We start from the raw sequence: 24,524 nt of genomic DNA on the forward strand, positions 1-24,524 counted from the left end.
TGTAGTAAACAAGGGCATAAGTAGTCAATTACTACTTATATTCTTTTTCTGCAAATCGAATATTTTATAGATCATCATTAGATTAAAGCGATTTTCAGAATCATCAATATCCAGCTCAAGTATTTCTTTGATTTTAGTTAATCGATATAATAAAGTGCTGCGATGAATATATAACTCATCCGCTGTTTTCTTGATACTTCCATTTTGTTCTAGATACACCCTTAATGTTTGAAACAGATTAATATGATTTCCTTTAGAATAATGGAGTAGTTTCTCTAAATAGCTATGCATAAAATAATGCGCTTCAGACGTATCCTTAATGAGATAAAGTAGAGTATACGACCCTAACGCTTCAAAAAACGCATATTTTTCAGAAAATTGTTGTTGAATAACAACATTAAGTGTTTGCAGGGCTTGTTTATAACACTTGTAATAATCTTCTAAATGATGGGTCATCCCCCCTATTCCCAGCATCCCATAGCAAGTGATGTCTCCTTCGCTTAGCCACTTTTGCACGTTCTTCATCAAGTTATGCCAATACTTTTTCTCATTTGGCAGTTCCTTTTCCTCCGGGACGATTAAAACATATACTTCTCCTTTTTTTGCAAACATGATATCTGCATCATAATTGGAGAACTTGGTTTTCAACTCGTCAAATACCGCAGATTTCTTCGCTTGCTGGTTCAGAATATCATTAGAGTCAAGCTCTTTTTCATCCAGCTTAATGGACAATACCGAAACACGGTGTGTCCCCAAAATATTCCATTGAAAGAGGTTTGCATATCGCATAACCATATTTTCATCTTCTATTTCTTTCGTGAGTAGTATATCAACAAAATTATCTTTAACCTGTGCTTTGGTATCGAGGACAAGCTTTTGTTTAATAAACTGAACGGAATAAATATTGCGAACTAACTCAACTGCTAACTGTTGGAATGTATCAAAGTTATTTCTATTGCTTTCAATAACGAAGTACCCTATTAAGTCCCGTCCTCCGTTAACAGGCCATATTAAAAATTCTCGTTCTTTCCCATCAACACGCAAGCAAAAATTAAAATAATCCGAACTTTTTTTATTTAGGTTTTGAATGCCGCTTTTTATCTGCTCCATATTTTTATTAACTTCCTCTATTGGAAAAAGGTGATAGGAAATCGGCCGAAGAAAACGGTCGAGTAATAAGACCGGTTTATGGAACATTTCACTTACAGTGGTGGTAATCCCTGCAAAATCATCTTCATTGATTGTCTTTTTAATCAGGATTTGCTGATAGTCTAATAAAGAATGCAGGCGCTTCATTTGCTCTCTTTCTTTTTTATATAAGTACGCATTACGTAATATGGTCGAGACATGTTCCGCCATAACTGATAGCATTTCCATATCTTCATTTGTGAAAATGCCGTTTGCCTTTTTCTCCACATGCAGTACCCCAAACGTTTTTACATCCATCATTAATGGAACCGTAAGCTCTTTTCCACCAGGATTCTCCAAATAAGGAAAATACTCTTTTAGTATATAGTTTTTTTGTACCGATATTTTTTCCGGTTTCGAAATCCTACCAAAGGATGGCGGTTGGAATTTAAAATAACTCTGGTTTTCGTCATATAAATATATACCAGCAAACGTGGCATTTGTTCCTTTTCCAGCTTGCCCCACAATTTTTTCGACGATCTTTTCTATGGATTCATTTAGGGAGAGGTTCTTACTAATGAACTCAATCCCAATCATTCTCTTTTGTTCCTGTTCTTTCTGTTTGACGAGTGAAAGGGCTATCGCGACATCCTTACCAAATTCATCAAATGATTTTTCCATGTCAAGTAGAGGGATAGTTTGGAGATAACCAATGGTACAAAATCCATAGTTCTTTTGTTCTTCCTGTATCGGTACCGTAAACCATGTGTTGATAGTTTTACTACTTACAAGTTGAATAAATGTACAAGATTTATCCAGGTGGGTGTCATCATATTTCATGCTTTGCTGAAATAAATTTGGTGTGCATTTGTTAACGTTCATTGGAAATTTATGTTTTAATGAAACAAATCCTCCACTCCAGACCTTAGGGTATAGAAGATCTCCTTCTTGAATGATTACACCAACAAAGTCGCATCCAAATCGCGACTGGAAAGAATCAGCAAGATACTGTAACACTTCTTCCTCGGTATCAAACCTTAATAACTGCCTTGCAGTGATCCGTAAATGGTTTTCTATTTCCCTTATAATCGAAACTTGTTTACTCACTGTCGTATCCCCCTTTTTCTCTCACTTTTAAAAAATAAAAATGAATCGATAATTATCATCCAGTGTAATAAAGAATGTTCATTTTCACAAGATTAGACTGGCTGTTTAACAAGGGTTATGACTTATAAAAGACTGATAAAGTGGAACTTTATTTAGTAGTGTTTTCCCACTTAAAAATAGTAGAGCTATGATCTCAAACGTCCTTGATAAAGAAATACTTTTCCTGCGTGCGATGTATAGCTGGCGCTCTTGTCTTTGAAAAAGAAAAGCACTTTTTCTGGGATTCTTTTAAAAAACAACTTTCCTCGTCTTGTTGCAACGTCTCCTGCAATCCATATCCTGTCGCTCGAACGAATTGTGAGTATTTAGATGCCGTCCCCCTAACACTTCTTTGTATCACCTTGAATTCTTGAATAGGGTTCGCAGTAATTTATATTCGTGGATAATAGTAACGTAAAAATCATCATCTTAAAGAGATGACACTTCCTATAACTAGCCGGAAATTAGCGGAGACGATGAGCCATTTTTTCTTTTAACTTATTTTGCAGCTGGACTTTGCTAATTTTTCCAGAGGCTGTCATTGGCAATTCCTCAACTATAGTAACAATATCGGGGACTTTAAAATCTGCTACTTTATCTTTAATATACGATTTTAATTTAGCTTCTGTTAGTACAGCACCCTTCTTCAAAGTAACTGCCGCACATGCAACTTCTCCGAGCACCGTATCTGGCAAACCAATAATTGCCACTTCCTGCACTTCATCAAGCTTGTAAAAATGTTCTTCTATTTCACGTGGATAGATATTAAACCCGCCCCGAATGATTAAATCATTTTTCCTTCCCACGATTTGTAGATTCCCCTTATCGTCCATCGTTCCTAAATCTCCAGTTCGATACCATCCATCTTCACTTAGGACTTCCCTTGTTTTTTCAGACATTTCATAATACCCTTTCATAATTCCAGGACCCCTTGCCACAATCTCACCTACTTCACCAGTCCCTGCTTCCTCTCCATTTTCCGGATTAATGATCTTAACTTCAACACCAGGCATTGCTCTACCAACTGTTTCTGCTCTTGTTAAATCATCATCCTCAAACGTACAAAAAGTTAAGCATGGAGATGCTTCTGTCATTCCATATGAGCTTAAAACTTCACAATGCATTTTTTCTCGTATTTTGCGGATTATTTCACTCGGTACAGGAGCAGCAGCAACAATACCAGTACGAAGTGATGTTAAATCATATTTTTCTAAGTTTGGATGGTTTAATTCCAGTATAAACATAGTTGGCACAGCATGATGAACCGTTATTTTTTCCTGTTCCACCATCTTCAAGGCATTTTCTGCCTTAAATTCTTGTGTTAACACTAATTTTGCTCCAACAGCGATAGCTGCTAGTACACCGGGAACCATCCCAAAAATGTGGAACATAGGTACCTGAATTAAAAACACATCCGCTGATGTACATTTTAAAACTTCAGCAGAAACCGATCCCGTAAAAGCTACATTACGGTGAGTTAGCATTGCCCCCTTCGGATTACCTGTTGTACCAGATGTGTACATGATGATGGCCACGTCATCAGGTGATACTTCTACTTTCTCAAATTCTGAATATTCACTATGTTTAACCACTTCCTCATAAGCTATAGATAGCCTCGTATTTGCTCGAACTGTAATAAGGTGTTTCAAGTAATTATGTTGCTGATAAACTTTATTAAATGAATCCCACAATTTGTTTCCATCTACCTCATCTGTAAAAAATGCTACCTTTACCTTCGCATGATTTAAAATATACTCTATTTCAGATTCATGATACCTTGTATTAAATGGCACGATCACTGCACCTATTTTGGCTATTGCAAATAAAATAACCACAAATTCATACCAGTTAGGTAAACAAACTGCAATATGGTCTCCTCTTTTTACTCCCATTTTATTTAGTTCTGCCGCAATCAAATTACTCTCTTCTTCTAACTCGCGATAAGAAAGCCTCCTTGTGCCATCATATACAGCTTCTTTTTCTGGAAATTGATTTAGAGCAGAGTGTAGTAATTGTATGGTTGTTGTATTCTCTTGTTTTACAGATCCCATCATTTCCACCCTTCCTAAATTGATAACGTTTTCATATATTGAGTTATTTATAATTTTAAGATAGAGAAAGAATAAATGTAACCATTATTTTGTAGGAAATGAGGGAGTGTTATTAGCACCTTTTATAGGAGAAGATAGACATTTACTTTAAAGCACAGAGGTATCAAATGCAATGGTTAAATTGGTACCACACAAAGCTGTTATTAGAATGTAAATTTCAAATCATAGAAACTATTGATACGATACTAATGAAAGGGGCATCCCGTTAAGCCGGTTAGGTCGCTGTTGTAACTATTTAGATGAATTGTATAATAATACTAAATGGACAGTGTCACCTTTGGTTCCGTATTTCCTTTTTAAATCTTCATGCTTTAATGGGGATAGATTGGAATAATTAATCTACTGTTCCCAGTTTTGTTCAACGTATTGCCTTTTAATTACAAAATTCGTGGGGTTCTTTCATTCATCCCTAACTGATTGCTACTACCGTAATGGTATGACCTAAGAAATAGGACCATTTAGATGCTGTTATTTCCCACTTAAACTTGATGCCGTATGGACTCTCCAATTCCTGAAGTTGGAGTCTTACAGCACCTTCTATGCGAAAAAAACAGGAAATAAGAAATAGTATATTTTTACTCTTGTATTTAAAAAATATCAGGAATTTACTTGATTTTAAGGTATTATATGGTAATATAATGCTTAGGTTTTACTAAATCTATCGTAAAAAATTAGATTTCAGAAAATATGAAATCAAGTTAAATTTAAACTTGGTATTAACTTTAGAAATTTTCACATGCTAAACTCTAGTTTATAAGGGGAAAATTTAATTATGACCTAATAAAATTAATAGCAATTATAATTTGTATGACTTTATTCTTCACATCTATCAAATTACCCTCCTTCGCAAAACATGAAAAATTACTAATATTTCATTTGATGTTCAAACTGTAGAGTCAGGAGGATGCGATTTGAAATGCACCAGCGGGCGATCATTCATGTGATGTTCGAATCGAATAGCTTGTTCCATAGAGACAGCTGTTTGGTTTGCCATCTTTAATGCTAGGTGCCATCTGGTTTTTCGTTCTACAAATGTAGCGAAACATCCTCGCTTTTACCGCGACTAGAGACAACACTATCAAGCTCCCAATGGCCAAAAGTTTCTCGTTGGCTAATCTCTTTGGGGCGTTTGGCAAAACTGAATGGATTATTCGTAAATATACAAAAAGAACCTTAAGGTGCTAATTTAAAGGAGGTGATGATCATAGAAACAGTAAAACATAAATTAGTAACAGATTGGACACTTATAGCACATCCTGATTATCAGCTATACTCAAATGAAAATAATAACTATGTCGTGGTTGACCCAGATCACTCTATAGTTCTAAATTTTGCTGTCGATAACACGGAAGTGGATATCAAACATGTTACTTGGGAAGTAGCCTTCAAAGTAAAAAACGATACAAGAACTATTACAATCACTTCTGAACCTGAGGTATTTGAAGAAGATTAATAAAAACGGAAAGGCGCCTTATTAGTGTTCTTCTCATTCTTAGTCTTCTTCTTGCTGATAACGTTATGAAGCTTTTTACGGGCAGGAGTTCTGACGACTACATGTTTTTAGAAAGAGCAAGTATCGAATATTCATGTTCAAAAAGGGTGGCGATTGCTACCCCTTTTTATAATATAAAAAAGTATAAAATGAGGTGCTTGGGGATACGAAATAACCGACTAGCAACGTCCAGCTCCATCGCCCAGCAATGATGCGACTTTAGATGCGCCCTCCGATAAGGCCTCATCGGTTCGTCCCTAAGAGGAAGACCGACTAAAAACGGGCTTGTCGCCCAGACGTCGGTAATTTTACATAATTCCTTTCAATCTAACTAGATTTTTGGCACACCACTATGTATTAGAAAAAGAGTATTTTATTCTCTAGATCCAAACCATCTAAAAATCCCTCTAACAAGACCTCTTGCACAAAATCTATAAAGAGATAAACCAAGCAACCTAACTGTCAACCATGATATTATCAATCAGTCTTGCCGCTGAGAATTGAACCGCCACCGCAAGAATAACTTTCCTACTTACTTCAGCGATTTCTTCCAGTTCGGGAAAGCTTAGTAACTCCACATAATCAATTTTTACGGTTTCACCCAATTGTTTATTTAAATAGCTACTAACAGTTTTAATAATAACGGTGGAACTAGTCTCTCCTTCCTCGATTAGCTTTTTCCCTAACAACAAGCTTTGATATAAGGCAGGAGCCTGCTTTTTTTCGTCTATTGTCAGATAAACATTTCTGGAACTAATTGCTAGTCCAGAGGGGACTCGCACCGTGTTCACTGGAATAATTTCTATAGGAAAATCTAACTCGTCTACCAGTGCTGCTACAACTGCAAACTGCTGGGCGTCCTTTAAACCGAAATAAGCGCGGTTTGGCATAATCAGATGGAAAAATTTCGTCAGCACGGTTACCACACCGTCAAAATGCCCTGGTCGCTTTGCCCCGCACAACTTATCTGTCCTTTCTGTTACCATCAACTTTATGGACTGCTGTTTACGATACATTTCATTAACGCTTGGCATAAATAATATATCCACACCAGCTTCCTTAGCCAATTTTTTATCCCGCTCTTCATCTCGAGGGTAAGCAGTATAATCCTCACCTCGTCCAAACTGAAGCGGATTAACAAAAATACTCATGACTACGTGATCATTAGCTTGCTTCGCCTCATGCACGAGTGAAAGATGTCCCTTATGTAAAAACCCCATCGTCGGAACAAAACCAACTGATTTACCACTTGTCTTTACTTGTTTTGCCCATTGGCATATTTCTTGCTTTGTCGTAATGATTTTCACTTTGTTTCCCTCCATATAGAGCAGTTCATTCTCTCGGATCCAACTCAAGTGTATGCTTGTCAAGTTCGGGAAAGGTGCCTGCTCTCACCTCTTGAACATAGGTCAATTAATCCAAGCATCACTTTACGGTTTACATTAGCAAATTTTGGCACACAATCAACTCCAAATGTATCTAAGTCATGGAAAATAATTACTTGCCCATCTATTTTTGGATCTGAGCCAATCTCAATGACTGGAATACTTAGCTGCGCTGAAACCTTTTCTTCAAGCTGATAAGGTATACATTCCACCACAAGCACAAAACTCCTGCTGCTTCACATCTCTTAGCATCTTTCCTTAGCATTGTTGCTTGTTCAACTGAATTTGCTTGTACTTTGTAGCCGCCGAGCGCCGCAACTGCCTGTAGTGTTAATCCAAGATGCCCCATAACCAGAACCCCGCACCGATTAAGGCTTGAATAGTATCTGTTACTTCTCTTCCACCTTCCAACGTAACTGCATAAGCTCTGCCTACTTACATGATTTCACCTACTGCACGGAAGCGCTTTCTCTTTACTTATGATAAGACATAAAGGTAAGCCGGTCACAACAAATGTATCTTTTGATCCCCATCATGGCTCGTATTTTCTAAGCCACCATCTATCATAAAAATAATAAACCTAAGGAGAGCTTTTATAAGAGGTTGTTACAACTCCTTTTAGCAGCTGTTTACGAAACCGTAAACGGAAATATGAAAGGCTATTTCTCCACATTTATTTAGTGAAGAAACAGCCATAAAAATCCCAAGAAAATTCAACCATGGCTTAACTCTACTTTCTCACATCGATACGCGCCTTGATTATATATCAGGCAGTTACACAATCCGTTTGTTTTGTCATACTTTACAGACAGCGCATAGAAGTTTCCAAGACGGTCTATCCTCTATGAAACGTCAAAACAAATCTAGGAAGAGAATTCAACAAAATCCACACTCTTTGTGGCTAATCTCTTGATTTATCAACTTTCATAAGTAATGAGCGCATTTTTACACTTTGGTTATTTAAATGACCACTTTCTCTACGTTTACTACGCAGATACAACATCGCCCAAGCAAAAAGCCCAATAATTGTCAAAGCAAGAGCTGGAAAAAAGTAAGGAGGATGATATACCATTTCAATATGATTTTCCCCGTTATACAGCTTGAAGCCAATAAATGCGTAATTTGCTTTTTCAATGGCTTGCTCCTTACCATTAATCCAAAGTTTCCAGCCTTTTTCAAAAGGAATTGGTAAAGCCATCCATTTTTCCCTTGTCTGATTATTGTAATCGATGGTGAGTTTGTTCTTTTCCCACGTAAACGATGGAGAATGATCAGCAGCTTGTACAGCTTGATGCAACTCCTTATAGTCTTCTTCATAAAGAGTTAAATTCTTTAGTTCATATTCCCCTTTAGGCAGACGTATAGAGATAATGTCTTTAGCTGGAACACGGATTATTAGGTCATTTATATTGGTTTTATAAATAGAATGGGCAGGTTTTCTAGTTGTACGGTATTTATTTACTTTTATAGGAAAACCATCACCATTTACGTTTTTTATTGAAAAACCAATATAAAAGTCTTTTGTACTTTTTTGTACAGATCCCGGAATAATATCGATGCCCCCTTTATCGTTGGCAACCGATAAGTGGTTATTTTGGTATTTAGCACCTACTCCTTTAATGGTCGCTTGCTTAATAGCATTTTTCTCTTTTATCAAATCTAACTTTTGTCTAGTTGCTTCTTCTTCAAACACTACTCCCGAAAGCATGGCATGTTCACGATCTAAAACAGAAGCTGTTTGCAACTGCTTTTCGCTATAAATGTTTTTACCTGTTCGGATAAATGGAAGGGAAAAATCGCTTTTATAAATAACATATTTATTGGATTCTGCAAACTTTTTAAAGCCATAAGGTACATTCACTTCCTGACTTTTCTTTCTCATCCAATATGTTGTTTGCAATAATGCATGCAAATTTGCACGATTGCCAAGGGTACCGTAGCGACTTACAGTTTCATGACCTGTATCTACTTTTAAGTCCCTCCAGTAAAACCATAACAATGCTTTATTGGCAATACTTGAATATAAACTCGTACCATTAAAATTCTGTACAATCGGTGTGTTATATCGCATAGATGTCATCCAATCGATTCGAGATAATGAATCGGGCTCCTGCCTTTTCACTTGTTCAATCAAATTCCGTTGTTCAGCGCTATTATATTGATCACTCATTAAATAATGATGAGTTACTTTTTCCAGCCCACCATTTTCTGTTATCCCATATTTAGCTGCTGTATTTACTGACACTATACTCCATAGAATGACAAATAATTGAATAGTAACGAGCAAAACCTTCTTTTGAAAGTAAACATACAGCACCATTAAGATAATAAACATAATAAATAAAACAAACACTGTAATCATTACTGCAGAAAACTCAGTTGCTGCTCGTTTAGGAATCTTTATATTGAAATCAAAATAATCTATACTCAGCAAATAGATACATAAAGAAATGAACGAAGCCAAGCAAATAAAACGCACAGCTATTTTATTTAATCGCTGCAAGCCAATGGCAACACAACCACCTATAGTAAAAGATAGTAGATATTCAAAACGATACTGCGGGGCAGAAAAGCCATTGAAAGCACTAGCAGCCAAAGGGCTTAAGTGAAATATAAGCAATACGAAACTAAACACAGCAAAAAAACGAAACAAACGATTACGATACAGAGGGAAGGTAAATATTAGTAACACAAAAACGACTGGTAACACAATATAGGGACTAGCAAACAATATGTTATCAATTAAATCGAACAGCGGAATCTCCCGATCATAAGGAGGTCGATAATTGTTGAAAAACCCATAAACAGCAGGTATAAACGCCACTGCGCTAATGCAAAAACTGACCAATCCACTTGTCACCAAAAGTTTAAACTGTTTTATTCTAGGTAATTCATTATCAGTAAGTGGAATTACCCAACGGCCAAGTACATACAGAATTAAAAAAATAAGTTGGATATAGGCAAAATAAAAATTGCTAATTAGCGTGGCAGACATAGCAAAAATTAGCCAACTTTGCTTGCCTTCTCGTATTAATTTCTCCAATCCCAAAACAACTAATGGCAACCAAATAAACGCGTCAGCAAAAAATTCCCAATAAACAACATGTCGCATGTACATGACAGAACAACCGTATATGACCGCCCCCGTAAAAGCTGGAAAGGCTTGGATTTTCATATATCGAAACGTGTGGGACGTAATAAATAAGATCACACTTAAGCGAATGATACTGATAAATAAGTTAGATTGAGCCCAAAATTCAACATTAGAGGGATCGATCCATTGAAAGCTATCCAAAATAAAAATAACAACACTAGACAATAAAAAGACAAGCGAAGTTGAAAAATAATAGGCTAATTGACTATAAAAACCCCCACCCAAGCCAAAATCCCAAGCATAGAAAAAATTACCGCTTTTATAATTTTCATAAATAAATTTCTTAAACGTAGCAATTTGGGAAAGACCATCATTTGGCCCAATCATCCAATGCTTATCAAGCCATTGCTGATAGAAAAAAAAGTGTGTAGCTACTGATACAAGTAGGCTACCTATAATAAAAAGCCATAATCCTCGTTTCTTCATCTATTGCACTCTCTTCTTTTCAATATTTTCCCAGTTATCACAAAGGTCATTGGAACTGTAATAAAGACGGCAAGGAGAGGTGTGATTTTACTGTCCACATGAAATAGTTCTGTAAAAACAAACACAAATAGGGACGTAACACTAAAATTAAATAACTGAGTGATTGGAAATTTCAAAAACTTCCCCCATGTAGGCTTCACTTTAAATGTAAAATAAGTATTTAAGAAAAAAGAACCAACTAAACTTACCATAAACCCTGTTATATGTGCCGCCAAATAGTAAACATCAAAAACAAGATGTAATAATAGATAAACAGCATAGTAGTTAATAGTGTTGACTACGCCGATGATGATAAATTTTAGAAATTCTCGACCTGTTTCGTTCATAGTTTTCTCCGTTTCTAATATTCGTTTCTTGAATTAAGTATTGAGGACGTTTCTTTGTTTCATAATATATACGCCCTATATATTCACCAATCACACCAAGACTTAACAACTGAATCCCGCCTAATATTAAAACAGCAGTAATAATCGTAAAATAGCCAGGAACTTTAATACCATTTAGCAAAATTTGCACAAATATTATAATACTGTATATAATCGACAGCAATAAGATAAGTGCACCTGTATAAAAACAAATCCTTAGAGGGCGATTATTGAATGAGACAACGCCATCTAATCCATAATTTAACAATTTTAATAAAGACCATTTCGTTTTTCCATTCTTTCGAGGAACATTCTCATAATCAACTATTTTCTGTGCCATGCCAATCCATGAGAACAAACCTTTTGAAAAGCGTGCACCTTCATCTAAAGATAACACTGCATGAACAGCACGTCGGCTTAGCAAACGAAAATCACCCACTCCATCCTCTAACTTGACGTCTACCACCTTGTTGATGATCCGATAGTAAGCGGAGGATAGAAATTTACGAATTGGCTTTTCACCACTACGATTACGCCGCGCAATCACTTGATCGTACCCATCTTCCCAACCTTTAACAAGATCAGGAATCAAAGATGGCGGATGTTGTAGATCGGCATCCATGATTATCACAGCTTCTCCTTGTACATGTTGCAAACCAGCCAACATTGCGGATTCTTTACCGAAATTTCTAGAAAAAGAAATGTACCTCACATTTGTGCTTTTGGAAACTAATTGTTTAATTTGCTGTAAGGTATTATCCGTGCTGGCATCATCAATAAAAATCATTTCAAAATGATAAGCCAGTCTATCAAACTCCCACTTTACACTTTCATAAATTAACTGTATATTGTCTTCTTCATTATAAGTAGGAATAATAATTGAAATTAATTCCATGTCTTTGACACCTCTTTCGTGCTGTTAGCTGCTCGTTATATTAATACATACCCATTTGCTAGGTAAAGCCTGGATATATTTAGGTAATCCCGCAACAATGCTATAGTTAATCTTAAATTTGTATTTTCGTTTTATTGGTGCTATGTTTTAGAGTATTCTCTAAGAAATCCGATTAATTGCCAGTAATGGTGCACCTTTTATAGTTAATAAGACTTCTACGTCCAGCTAACTCGATAATTTACTAGTCGCTAAAGAACAATTAACAGTTGAATTGGCTAGAAAATTGTATTTTATAAGAGACATCTCTCTATTTATTAATTGTAATTAATTGTCAATTTAAGTATATTCGTAGATTGTAAAATAAGCAAGACACTTAAAAAAATGCCACGCTATACTTCGTCTATAGCCTTCCATTTATCTAACATATCCTATACCATCTTACCAAAAACAGAGTTAGGATTCATAGAGGAATATCATGAATTCGGTCTTTCCGACTGAAATTTTCCTGAAAATAAGCGTGACCAAAAGCTATTTTACCTGATAACTGAAAAAAGAACTTACTATGAAAGACGTTTATCTAAACAGGGCATTTAGGTGCTGTTCTCTCCCATTTAGACTTGTACAGATTATCCAAATCCTCAAGTAGAGAGTCTTACAGCACCTTATATACTGGATAAAAAATACAATTAACACATAGGACTACAACAATGAAGGGTCCGTAATGACTTAGACGCCTGATTTCATAATCGGGTGAAATGAAAAATCTATCTCTTGCAGCATGCGCAGAGAGTTATCAAAAGTTTGAATCAGGCTAATGGAATCAAAAAGATTTGCGTATGCAAGGCAATCGCAAACCAAATGGACATCTGAAAAGAAGAGAAAAATAAAGCTATTGGAGGTCGAATCACGGTCGTCCAAATTAAAGAAAAAATCCGGACATCTGGAAGGAGATATCATTGTGGGACGTAATCGTTGAACATTTAACAAAATGGATATTTGCAATTAAACCAATTGGGAGATAGGCTAATATGGAAACATCCCTCAATCCACCTAACTTTTAAGAAAAACTACTCCTTTCGCTAAGGCCTTCTCGACTAGCCGAGTTTTTCTAATCTGCTTAATTAGGCTTTGTAATAAAAATTATTTGGGCAAAAAATACCAGCTATTATTTTTGTTTACACAAATCCATAGTTATCAACTTCTTTATCAAAGGGACCGATTTCATTTTTCCTCTTTCTTATTTTAGTTTCACATCTCACCCCCGATCTATCATAAGCGAAGTACTCGACTTCCTCTTACTATAATTTTTCCTGATTATTCTTTTTCCATTTATACGCTAAATTCATTCATATCTCAACGGAATACATTCGTTCACTAGCTTCTGTTTTTATCACTTCATGTTTCGAGCCTTTAGAGCGCACGAGAGCCATACGAGATTTTTTATCCTTATTCATCGTTGCCATTACCAATCAAAGGTATTTAAAAAACAGCATTTGACAATCTGACAAATCCTGTAACTGCAACCTTGTTTTTTCAGTTGTTTAGAGTGGTGACACTCCTTTTAAAAGGAGTGTGTAAGCATAAAAAACTTTCTATGCTTCGGCTACCTTTTGCTTTCTGTCCTCTAGTATTTTTTCTATATTTTTCTTTCCTAAACGTTCAGGAGTTCTACCATTCTTGCGCATATCCATTTCTAAAGCAGCGGAAGCAATTTCAATTAAGGCAGTACAAACCGGTGTTTTTATACCCAACTGTTTCGCTATCGATTCGAGCATAACTAATCCTTCTGGTACATCTTCTGTGATATATCTAGATCTTACGGAAACAGGACCTTTAGACCTATTCGGCATCATTGCGTACTTAAAAAATACTTCCTTAGCATCCAATGTATCGTCTAAGGAATTTCGGTATTTACATGCTTCCACATATGAAATTCTTTCAAAACCAAGTTTCTCCAATACATTCATTTTCTCTTCATCTAATTTTTCTAGAATATTCCACACACTAGGGGTAAAGACTTCATAATACATGACATAATCCCCGTTTGTTTTTTCAATACGTGGGATACTCATTATTGCACCTACTGTATGAACAATTAAATTAGGATTATGCAAAGCTGCCTCTACAGTGGATGATAAATATTTAAATGGATATCCTAAATTATCAAGTTTGTTTCGTGCAATAGATAAATTCTCATTTGGATATACCCCTAGAGGGTTTCTTACATTTCTAAACCCAACATTGATAACACCAGGCTCAATAATGCGACAATCAATAAATGAACTTTGTGCTTCTACAATCGTTATATTATGCTTGATGCCATGTTTAAGCATATAAGCAGTGGAAAAATATCCAGGGTTAAAAAGAATAATTTGTTCGTCTTGAATATAATCCTTCATTTTGCGTATTAAATCCTCATGGTACGTCGTTTGAATGTAAACAATGATAATCTCTGCTTTTGATAGCTCTGATAAGTCTTTTGTTATCTTATTTATTCTTGTCGTTTTTGTTACTTCATTTTCTCTTAATGTAATTTTACCGTTGTTTTTTAGTAGATAATTAAAATTTTCATTATGCATGGAATTAGAAGTTTTAATCAGAGTTACGTCATGACCTTTAATCGATAAATCACCTGCGACTGCACATCCTGCATGTCCTGCACCTAAAATTGCTATTTTCATAATTATATTCCACCTTTTCTGTTAATTGATAACCTCTTTCTATTCCGTTTTTGGCTGTAAAATTAACTATTCGGCGTCATTTTTTATGAATTATCTGAATTAAAATATTAGTTCATCCCCCCTTTTGCAAGTAATATTACTTTACGCCTGCTTTCTATTATACCATTAAACTGTTTCTTTTAAAGGTTACCTGATATAGAACACCACTTATTCATGCTTTTATATGTCTAAATGAGTGCATTTTATCTTGTTCCGTTCTGAAATAAATAAACAAATTTAGACAGTTTTTGGGAATAACTATAATTATAAAGTGAACCTTCAATTAGGGGGCATTCTTCCCTCCTGATTGTTAGTACTGTATTGGGATACGTAAATCAACGAACGTTCGTAAAAGATTTTATGATATTTGTGAACTAAAATTTTTAATAATTATTGGAGGTTATAATCCGTTCTGCATAGTTTTTCTTCTCATCATAAAATGTCGAAGAAAGGATATTTCCTTCAATTAGACGAATCGAATCAAACCATACTGTCCCAGCATTATTTCCTTTAAACGTTGGGTAAATTTCAACAGATTGGACAGCCATTGCAGGATGTATATAAACAGCCGCACGGTTCCACTCCTGTGTGCCGAGAGGAAACATGGCTTGTTTGTCTTCTGACGTTCCAATTGGTTAATCCATTCTCAAACACGCTGTTTAAGATCGGATTATACGATGACGACACATCTGCTTTCTCTAACTGGATGCGATCAAACCATGCTTCACCAGATGCCGTCGGATGGTTGTGGTCAATTTCTAAATATAATCTGACCTTTATTCACATTCGACGCCGTAATGGCCGCCAAAGCACTAGGAGCACTTCATTTAATCAATTCATCTACCATTTCCTATGTTTGAGCCAATACGAATGGGCAGATTTTAGAGATACAAATCCGGGGTAAAGATGCACACTTCTATTATCTTTTGCGAGAAAACTGATCTTGTGTACTAACACGTGCATATCCAAATTTCAACAAGAATCTCCCCCTTTTTAATATCCTAACTATACCAAAAAGGGGTTTGTAATAAATATATTGGTATTTAGATTTTGGTTATATTTTTGGTTATCTATTTTAAGTAGTTTTTGAGGTTTTTGTTACTTTTCAATTGTTTTGTCGTTTTTTGTCATGGAAAAAGACGTATAGAAAGGGTACCACAAACATTTGTACGCTAAGCAAATTTTCAACCTAAAAGGCCGATTCCCTAAATTCTTAAGGATTCGTTTTTTTGATTTGCCTAGTTAAACAATCGCTCCCTATTATTGAAGAACAGGCATCTTTTATTAACTGGTTTAGTGAAATAAATCCAATAAGAAGAAAAAAGCCGACTACAATTGCAAACAGCTTTTTCCTTCTAATGAAATATTAGATCTCCACAATTTATGAGCTTAATTTTTAGTAAAATGTTACATTTTAGTTTTCTATATTCAATCCTATATCCACCCTATTCGATTTAATATACTTAGTAAATATATAACGCACTAGTGGTCCCATAATAATGATCTGTAAAGGTAATGCCACAATCAAATTTTTACCAAAAACTGCAAAATAATCTGCAACCACTGAGTTGAAAGTAAAACCATTATGAATATAGGTTGAAGCTAATCCGTAAATAGACATAAAAAACGCCATTCCTAAAACCATGCATATTGATATGGCTAGGACTGTATAGCGTTTTTTAGTTGTATTTACAGTTAATTTCAATGCTATCTTTTTAGCATTTGGCCCAACCATAAACATATCAAGTATAAAAGCAATGACAAACCCAATAAAAAAATCAGATATTCCTTCGATAAAAGTCATTTTCCCGATTGTTCCATTAAGGTAAAAATTATATATAGTCATAACTAATACCATCCCAAAACACATTATTAAACCAAATTGTAAACTTTCTTTCTTAGTTGTTGGCAATTTCATCATCCCTTCTTTTTTTCCTACCTTTGTAGTATAGGGATAGTAAGAACCTTCTCGTAAGTGAACAATTTGTGAACATTTTATGAACAAAGATTTTGAATGATTCATTTATTTTAGCCTTACCTTTTCTCAACAAAACTGCACTCTAGCTCCACCCCAACATTTGACATAGAACCAATATTAACGCATCAATGACCTAAAGGCCTCTGAAGGAAGCGGGCATTTTGGTTCTGTTCTCTCGCACTTAGACTTGTTGCTGTACAGATCCTGAAATGTCAGTCTTACAGCACCTTATATATGGGATAAAAGTTATTTACCATCATTGACTATCCATACCTTTTTTCTTAAAAATAAGGAATATATCCAAATGCCATATAATTTCTATGTAAATAGTTGAACATGGAACATTCTTAGTATCTTGTTTCAATGATATTAGTAAAGTATAGTTTATGAAAAGAACTGTAATGAGACTGGCATAGCATAATAAAACCGCTTGGCAACAAAACCAAACGGCATTTTCAAGTACAAGCTCCTAAAAAATAATTGAACAAATAAATAGCATACTTATTTGAGCTTTGATCCTCTGATAAAAACATCGCGTGTTATTTCATATTTTATAAGCCCTACTACCGAATATAGGAGACATTTTGTTGTATGATGGCATCTTTAATCCACTTTGGATGCATACGAAGGAGGTCGTCTGGTAAATCGTTTATATTAAAGTAACTGACATCTAAAGTTTCTTCATTTTCCCTGACTAAATTCCCTCCAATTACTTCGCATTCAAAGCAATTCGTAATAAATTGACTCACTTTTCCATTAGGATATGAAAAAACTTGCAACTCGGGATCAGAATAAACTCCTATTAATCGATTTACTTTAACTTCCACCCCCGTTTCTTCACGAATTTCCCTAATAATTGCTTCTTCCACCGTTTCACCTGGTTCAACATGTCCAGATGGTACACCCCACAGCCCATTGTCTGCTCGTTTCATCAATAGCACACGCTGGTCGCTATCAAATATTATTCCTGCTACGCCAGCTTTAATCGCTTCAGGCCAAGCAAAGGTTGGAGAGGCCCAATTTTTCATAGCGATGCTTGGATCAAAAAGACCTTTTAAATTCGATATTGTAGCATCTGGATTACGAAAATCTTTTGCTGATGGAAATGCTTTAACATGTTGATTTGATACTAAAATAGCTGGTATCCCTGCCTGATGCGCACCTAAAATATCCGTGTAAGGATTATCGCCGACCATAACAGCTTTTAACGAAACATCAAAATCCTCAAGCGCTTTTTTAAACATATATGGGTATGGTTTTCCAACAATAAATGGTCTTTTATCTGTCGACACCCGAATTGCTTCTACAATCGCTCCAACTGCTGGCAAAGGTCCATTCGGCGTAGGGAATGTTCTATCTGGATTGGTTGCAACAAATTTTGCTCCCCTATGAATAAGTCCTGCGGCTTTTTGAATATCATAAAAAGACAGATCATCGTTCCATCCGATCACAACTGCTTCCACATCTGTTCGAGCTTCTGTATAAATATTAACCTGTTCGCATTCCCACTTTAAATTTTCATCACCCAAAACAAGTGCGGATTTTATGTTTTCACTTTCTAAATATTGTGCTGTCAACCAGGAAGATGTGATTACTTCCTCTTCCCTTGCTTCTATCCCCAGACTAGTTAATTTCCTTACCGTTTTTTCTTTTGTTGTACATGGATCATTAGTCAAAAATCGAATTCTCTTCTTTGCTTGCCGAAGTCGCTTAAGCGATTCCATTGCGCCGTAAAGCGGCTCTGAACCTATATAAATAACCCCATCCAAATCAAATAAAAATACATCAAACTCGTCAGCTATCGTCATTATTCCTCCCCCTTAGAACAGTTAGTAGAATTTAGTTATTAACCATTCTAATAGAAAAAGTAAATAATTTCACTACTACTTCACTAGTTTAATAGATTTATATATAACAAAAGGTGGAAATTCCCATTCACTTTTCCAATGATGATCATGATGCTTTTCTTGAATTATTTTTAATTCATCTTCAGGGATATCTTTCAACGTCGGTTCGAGTTGTTCTATTTCTTGGAAGCCTGCTTCAGTTAAAAGTTCCTCGTACACTGACTTCGGCCAATGGAAATCATGTAAGACAAGATCCTCCTGATCATTTATATGTAACCATTCTTGTCGTGCTTCACCACTCATGTATGTTTTTCCTTTTATACCATTTCGAAACGTTGAAAATTCGATTCCCGTAGAGTCAGGATTTGTATCTAATATAACAAAGGGAGAATGAGGGGCTAAAACCCGGTAAATCTCCTTCATCATCCGTAAAATTTGTTCTTTTTTTTCGGTATTAATAAATACGTAACATGCCATAGCTCCGTCTACTGAATTGTCTTTGAGAAAGGAAAGGTTATCATTTTTTATAAGATGATAGTTTATATTTGGATGGCTCCGCTTTTTAGATGCTATGTTAATCATTTCTTTAGACTCGTCCACAGCCAAAACATGCACACCCGTTTTTTTAGCCAATCGATACGACACTTTTCCTGGACCACAACCATAGTCAAGAACCCTTGTTATCTTTGGGTTTGATAGAAATGTTTGAAAAACAAACCGAAAACCTAATGTTTGTTCAAGTATATCATTATAAGCCTCAAATTTATTCGCAATCATTTCTGTTTTAAAAGAAGTCTTCATACTCATACCTCGCTATCATTATAATTGATTTATTTACTTGCTTTGTCGAAGCAGGGGCCACTTGTTATCTACTAAATGCTGGTAAACTGGCCACAAATGATGGTATAGAGAAAAATCAATTGGTCTTTTATAGGCTATATATTGGTACAAGCTAAAAAGTAATAAAACCTGTTTCCAATATTCGGGGAGGTCCAGCTGTTCGATTTCACTGCTAGTCATACGTATTTGGTCTTTTCTTAACAAGGCTTCATATTTTAATACACTCTCTATCGAAGACCAGTTATTTACACATGGCATTTTGGGGAACTCATACATTGCTTTCTTATGCTTTGATATAGAATTAGCTTCTTGAAGCACTTTATCAGTCCAATTGTCATCTGGTTGATAAATGTGGATAGAACCAACATTATGAAAAAATTCTCCTATTTCTAAATCGAGTTCCCTTGCCATTAATTCTTGAATAAATGTAAAGGAAAAAATATCACTTACTATTCCACGAAACGCATCATTTGCACGCATATATGAAGCCATATACAGTTTGCCTTCTCTTACAAAAAACTGCAATCCTAATGTACAAGAAATATCCATGTTATTTTCTATTACTAGCTCTGTTGCATCAAAAATCTGTATAAACGCTCTTTTGGAATCGGGATCTTTATTTGTCAACAACTCTTTCATTTGGCTCCATTGATTTATTTTGGCATTACCAAACTCAAAAATTTTCGGTCCATATGCTGTACCTGTTAATGTTTTTCCATTCATAGAATATTCGTGCATTTTCTTGTTATAATAGCCGATAAAATCAAGGCTGTTGTCACCTGATAAATACCATAAAACTTCAGCAAAATTAAAAACAATATTTGTTTTTCTACTAGGTAAATAGCAAACTCTTTCTATTGGATTTTGAATAGTCAAGTGATAATTTAGTTTCTCACGACTTTTATTTCCACGTGGCGCATTATAAAATTGTGGCTTGTGATATACATCATCAAGCGTTTCTATATACGCCTCATGGAAGTTGTTAAATCGCATTTATTTCATCCCCCATTTAAACTGCAAGTGCAATTGTTCAAGTTTATCTAAATAATCTTTTTCTTTTTGAAAATAGATAAAAGTTACATTAGCCACAGTTCCAAGGCCTTGGATCAAAAACGCATAGTCTTCTCCTTCTTCTAATAGCAAAATGATAGGTTTCTGTAGAGCGGATGCCCAGCCAATTTCAATATGGGTACCCGGAGAAGGCGGAGTTCCTGGAAAGGCGACAAAAAGATCACAGGTACGAATTTCTTCAAAATCAATTGCTGTACATTCATCAGGCGTCATAAACTCTTTTCCCCATTCCTCACGCTTATGAGCATTATGAACAGCAAATCCTTTCTCCTCAAAAAAAGTGATAAGCTTTAGCAGCTTTTGCTTTTCACCATGATTCATTTCTCCCGTTTTTGGATGAACAAGACTTTTAAATGGACCTGCAAGAAATACTTTTTTACGTTGACTCATTTTTTCACCCCTTAAAATAAACACCTCAATCAAAAGCAATTATTGCTTTACATCCACTTTTCCTATACTGACATATATTAATCATGTTCAAAAAATGAAAGACTTTAATCCCTTCTCAAGCTTTCCAGAACAGCGCCCCTCAGAGTATTTTTTACACTATAGGAAAGCATAAAATGACGAGGACGGTACATGCTTCCGTCATTTTTTGTCTTGCTTCTTTCATTCATTCCTTTGCTTTTGCTAGTCGCTCAAGTCCTAAATATAGAAATCGAATAGTTCAGTACCGCAACCATTACATTTAACTTTTAATCGTAAAAAATATCTGTGGACTATAGGCTTTTAAAACATGATATGAATTTGCGCTATTATTTTTTTTGGGAGCTTTCACTTGAAGGTTGTGCCGTTTGATTGATGTTTTATTTTGCTATTAATTATAGGTCTGCATGTATCCTCTCCATCTTAATAGTAGGGACAATAAGATTATTTTTTTACTGACTAGGTTTTATCCCAGTTTTTGTTTATAGAACCATTTGATTTTCGATTCAATTCAACCTACCTCAAATTAGCCTCATTTTAAATGAATACTCTCAACTGTTGATTTGATCGCTTCATTGTTTGGCACCTATTTCCGTCCTATGAAGGAATAGCTGCTGGACTAATATATTAATGAAAATATATTAAGTACCATTCCAGATGTTCTTCTGTTCATTAATTTTTATTCCTCTCTTTTCTATCGCTTTAATAAACATTTCATATGGGATATCTGTTGTAGGGGAGAGCACACCCGGCTTTGTGATTGTTTTATTTCCTACCATTTGTGCTACGATACTAGCTGTGTATCCAACTGTCTTATTCATAGCAAATAGTCCAGTTTCCAAGTCCCTTTCATCTACCATTTCATAGATGAGCTCAACACTCTTGCCATTTTTCTTACCTCTTATTATATTTTTCATTAACACAAGGTCTTTTTCATTTCTTTTATACTGAAGGCGAGGTTCCAAATGTTTTAGTAAAAATTCATAGGGGGTTACATCACAGTCAAGCCCTGGAACAGGATCTGTTGTCAAAAACCCTAATTGAACCATACTACGCCAAAATGAAGCATGCCCAGCCCATCTTATTGTTCTGCGTTCCGTATTTATTAATTCTTTTTCAATTCCTAGTAAGCTTGCAAACTGAATGGCATCTCCGTTTGGTATCGTCTCTAAATCTGATCGCTCTCCTATAGTTATAGTCTCTACCCATTCTTGGTCATGCTGATGGCTAACCGGAATATCAATAACCTTTCTATCTCTTAACATGCATGCTTTACGCTGATACGACATTAGTGTGCTATTAAAGTTCCAGCTAATTTTATAACGTAAAGGGTTATAGGACGCCTCTGGTTCAGGAATGCCTCCACAGTAAGAATATAATTCATGTACTTCATCTAGCTGACTAACTCCATAACCGCATAAGACTAAATCAATTCCTGGATCTAAGCCAGCCTCCGGCATAATAGTTACTTGATTTTCCAGAGCTTTCTCGTAGGTCTCTTTAGAAATCCCATTAGCATAGGAGCAATTCACCATCGGTATTCCAAATTCGACAGCTGCTTTTGCGATTGTATCATTGAATTGTTTTGGTAACAGATCAATAACTACATCAGCCCCCTCTCTAAATAATGATGCTACATTTTGTTCAGAAGTAATGTCTACTTTTCTGTAAAACATCTTTTGTATAGCAAGGTGATCTCGAAATTGATTTACTCCGGCGAAATTAACATCCGCACACACTATCTCCGTCACATCATCACTTTTTCCTAAATCTTGTAAAGCTGCTCTTCCTTGTAACCCAGATCCCCCTAATACAATAACCTTCATTTTATAACCTCCCACCCTATAATCCTAATAATCCTAGTGTTAAATAGATGACCAATCCAATAATCCCTACTAATACAGCATAAGGAATTTGTGTCCTTACATGATCAATATGATCTACCGCAGCACCTGTCGACGCTAAAATAGTAGTATCAGATAGTGGTGAACAATGATCACCAAATACTCCACCACCAGCAACTGCTGCAATTGTAGATAAAACAATCATATCGATCTCCCCTCCCGAAAAACCAATGGCAAGTGGTACTGCTAGTGGAATCATAATGCCGAATGTTCCCCACGACGTACCTGTAGAAAAGGCGATAACTGCTGCTAATAAAAATGTGATAGCTGGTAGTAATCCTGGATTTAACCAAGCTTCTGTAATTTGAATCAAGTAAGTAGCTGTTCCCATTTGTTCACTTAATGCATTAATGGTGTATGCAAAAACTAGTATCATTACAGCAGGCATAATTCCTTTAATGCCGTTAAGTGCTGTGTCCATAATATCTTTGGTTGGAATTCCTTGAAACCGCATGATGATTCCTAAAAATACAGTCGCAGCTAAGAAAGCCTCCATTGTTTTAGCTGAACCGAGCCCGATATAAGTACCAAGTGCAATTGTAATAATAATCAGGACTGGTAAAAAGAAATTCCATCTAATACTAAGCAATTTGTTTTTAAAATACGGATCAATATTCGTTAATTCCTTTGATATTAATGGTGTTGATCCGTCACGTATTAATTTCCCCTCCTGTTGTGCACGTAGTTCAGCTTTTCGCATTGGCCCAAAATCCTTAATAATTCCAGAAGCGATAAGCCCTACTAACACTACAGACAATACAGCATAGAAGTTAAATGGGATTGATTTAGTAAATACAGCTAGCGCATCGGTTTCATTTTGAATGGGGCCTAGACCAATTAACAGACCAGAGATAAATACAGCCCACCCAGTTATTGGAACAATAACACTTACTGGTGCTGATGTGGAATCGCAAATATATGCCAGCTTTTCACGCGACATTTTTACTTTATCTGTAACTTTACGCATTGTAGTTCCAACAAATACTGGACTAAAGTAATCACTAAAAAAAACGAAAAGCCCCATAAACCACGTTGATATTTCAATTCGCTTTCTTGATCTTTGTCTTCTACCGATGATTTCGGAAAAACTTTGAATCGCTCCTGTCCGTTGAAAAAATGCAATGAGTATCCCAATAAATATTTCTAGAAGAAAAATCCAAGAAAAACCTTCGTTACCTAAAGCCTGCTTCATTAGATTAGGAAATCCTAATAACCCCTCTCCCGCTAAAAACACCCCAATCACACAAGCAATTCCTAACGATAAGATTGTATCCCTTGTCCAAAAAGCGAGTACAATTGCAATTAGCGGCGGTAATACAGACACGAACCCCAAGGTTGCAACTCCATGCATTTGAACATCCCCTCATAAAGAAAGCGTTTACATTTATATATGATAATATCCTGCATTTAGAACAATGATTTGTTTTTCTTTACAGATTTTTTTGCGTTATCACAGATTGACCCAGAACTTAAAAGGAGTACGTATTCATAATATATTGTAAAGGGTTCAAAAAATATCAACAACCCCCGGCTACAACTATCTCAACCAAACCAGCAGAACTCGAGGTAATAGCGT

Annotated in this window: 17 protein-coding genes and 2 pseudogenes; 2 read left to right on the forward strand and 17 right to left on the reverse strand. The window is 35.6% G+C overall.

The genetic code is table 11. The annotated features are described in order from the left end of the window. Window positions 1-24: 24 nt before the first annotated feature. The 3 genes and pseudogenes from KBP50_RS14705 to KBP50_RS22175 all read right to left on the reverse strand — a co-directional run. Entirely contained in the window at window positions 25-2,235 is a 2,211-nt protein-coding gene (locus KBP50_RS14705; RefSeq protein WP_050351217.1) for a helix-turn-helix domain-containing protein, read from the reverse strand. Between the two features lie 503 nt (window positions 2,236-2,738). Then, window positions 2,739-4,328, reverse strand: a complete 1,590-nt coding sequence (locus tag KBP50_RS14710) for a class I adenylate-forming enzyme family protein (protein ID WP_072741915.1) — start codon at window positions 4,326-4,328, stop codon at window positions 2,739-2,741. 1,009 nt (window positions 4,329-5,337) lie between these two features. After that, window positions 5,338-5,525: pseudogene (locus KBP50_RS22175) on the reverse strand (IS30 family transposase); the annotation flags it as partial. 58 nt (window positions 5,526-5,583) lie between these two features. Here KBP50_RS22175 and KBP50_RS14715 point away from each other — a divergent pair. Then, window positions 5,584-5,838, forward strand: a complete 255-nt coding sequence (locus tag KBP50_RS14715; protein ID WP_050351218.1) for a hypothetical protein — start codon at window positions 5,584-5,586, stop codon at window positions 5,836-5,838. A 494-nt stretch (window positions 5,839-6,332) separates the two neighbouring features. Here the strand turns inward: KBP50_RS14715 and panC are convergent, their stop codons facing one another. The 5 genes and pseudogenes from panC to KBP50_RS14745 all read right to left on the reverse strand — a co-directional run bounded on the left by panC (window position 6,333) and on the right by KBP50_RS14745 (window position 12,162). Beyond that, the gene (gene panC, locus KBP50_RS14720; RefSeq protein ID WP_169770790.1) at window positions 6,333-7,184 is read right to left on the reverse strand and encodes a pantoate--beta-alanine ligase; all 852 of its coding nucleotides are present in this window, start codon (window positions 7,182-7,184) and stop codon (window positions 6,333-6,335) included. 59 nt (window positions 7,185-7,243) lie between these two features. Next, window positions 7,244-7,611 (reverse strand): annotated as a pseudogene (locus tag KBP50_RS22790) (3-methyl-2-oxobutanoate hydroxymethyltransferase). Between the two features lie 552 nt (window positions 7,612-8,163). Continuing rightward, window positions 8,164-10,842, reverse strand: a complete 2,679-nt coding sequence (locus KBP50_RS14735) for a YfhO family protein (protein WP_050351220.1) — start codon at window positions 10,840-10,842, stop codon at window positions 8,164-8,166. Then, the gene (locus KBP50_RS14740; protein WP_050351221.1) at window positions 10,839-11,228 is read right to left on the reverse strand and encodes a GtrA family protein; all 390 of its coding nucleotides are present in this window, start codon (window positions 11,226-11,228) and stop codon (window positions 10,839-10,841) included. The genes KBP50_RS14735 and KBP50_RS14740 overlap by 4 nt, the downstream gene beginning before the upstream one ends. Beyond that, complete coding sequence (locus KBP50_RS14745) at window positions 11,167-12,162, reverse strand: glycosyltransferase family 2 protein (RefSeq protein WP_050351222.1); 996 nt, start codon at window positions 12,160-12,162, stop codon at window positions 11,167-11,169. Before KBP50_RS14745 ends, KBP50_RS14740 begins: the two co-directional genes overlap by 62 nt. Before the next feature lie 814 nt (window positions 12,163-12,976). On the opposite strand from KBP50_RS14745, the gene KBP50_RS14750 reads away from it, so the two are divergent. Then, window positions 12,977-13,138: a hypothetical protein gene (locus tag KBP50_RS14750; protein ID WP_156875352.1), complete on the forward strand. Its 162-nt coding sequence runs from the start codon at window positions 12,977-12,979 to the stop codon at window positions 13,136-13,138. Between the two features lie 616 nt (window positions 13,139-13,754). On the opposite strand, the gene KBP50_RS14755 is transcribed toward KBP50_RS14750, so the two are convergent. The 9 genes from KBP50_RS14755 to KBP50_RS14795 all read right to left on the reverse strand — a co-directional run bounded on the left by KBP50_RS14755 (window position 13,755) and on the right by KBP50_RS14795 (window position 24,299). Then, window positions 13,755-14,843 (reverse strand): NAD/NADP octopine/nopaline dehydrogenase family protein, encoded by a 1,089-nt coding sequence (locus tag KBP50_RS14755; RefSeq protein WP_050351223.1) that lies wholly within the window; start codon window positions 14,841-14,843, stop codon window positions 13,755-13,757. A gap of 422 nt (window positions 14,844-15,265) precedes the next feature. After that, window positions 15,266-15,487: a hypothetical protein gene (locus KBP50_RS14760; RefSeq protein WP_050351224.1), complete on the reverse strand. Its 222-nt coding sequence runs from the start codon at window positions 15,485-15,487 to the stop codon at window positions 15,266-15,268. 809 nt (window positions 15,488-16,296) lie between these two features. After that, the gene (locus tag KBP50_RS14765) at window positions 16,297-16,905 is read right to left on the reverse strand and encodes a DUF2798 domain-containing protein (protein ID WP_399479486.1); all 609 of its coding nucleotides are present in this window, start codon (window positions 16,903-16,905) and stop codon (window positions 16,297-16,299) included. Window positions 16,906-17,423: 518 nt separating this feature from the next. Then, entirely contained in the window at window positions 17,424-18,668 is a 1,245-nt protein-coding gene (locus KBP50_RS14770; protein WP_050351225.1) for an HAD-IIA family hydrolase, read from the reverse strand. 75 nt (window positions 18,669-18,743) lie between these two features. Then, window positions 18,744-19,508 (reverse strand): class I SAM-dependent methyltransferase, encoded by a 765-nt coding sequence (locus KBP50_RS14775; RefSeq protein ID WP_050351226.1) that lies wholly within the window; start codon window positions 19,506-19,508, stop codon window positions 18,744-18,746. Between the two features lie 33 nt (window positions 19,509-19,541). Further along, a complete protein-coding gene (locus KBP50_RS14780) occupies window positions 19,542-20,540 on the reverse strand; it encodes a thymidylate synthase (protein WP_050351227.1) in 999 nt (332 codons plus the stop codon). Further along, a complete protein-coding gene (locus KBP50_RS14785; protein ID WP_050351228.1) occupies window positions 20,541-21,008 on the reverse strand; it encodes a nucleoside 2-deoxyribosyltransferase in 468 nt (155 codons plus the stop codon). 677 nt (window positions 21,009-21,685) lie between these two features. Then, complete coding sequence (locus KBP50_RS14790; protein WP_050351229.1) at window positions 21,686-22,870, reverse strand: saccharopine dehydrogenase family protein; 1,185 nt, start codon at window positions 22,868-22,870, stop codon at window positions 21,686-21,688. Between the two features lie 16 nt (window positions 22,871-22,886). Beyond that, window positions 22,887-24,299, reverse strand: a complete 1,413-nt coding sequence (locus KBP50_RS14795; protein WP_050351230.1) for a Na+/H+ antiporter NhaC family protein — start codon at window positions 24,297-24,299, stop codon at window positions 22,887-22,889. Between the last annotated feature and the right edge of the window lie 225 nt (window positions 24,300-24,524).

The sequence above is a fragment of the Virgibacillus pantothenticus genome (genome assembly GCF_018075365.1).
Lineage (GTDB): Bacteria > Bacillota > Bacilli > Bacillales > Amphibacillaceae > Virgibacillus > Virgibacillus pantothenticus.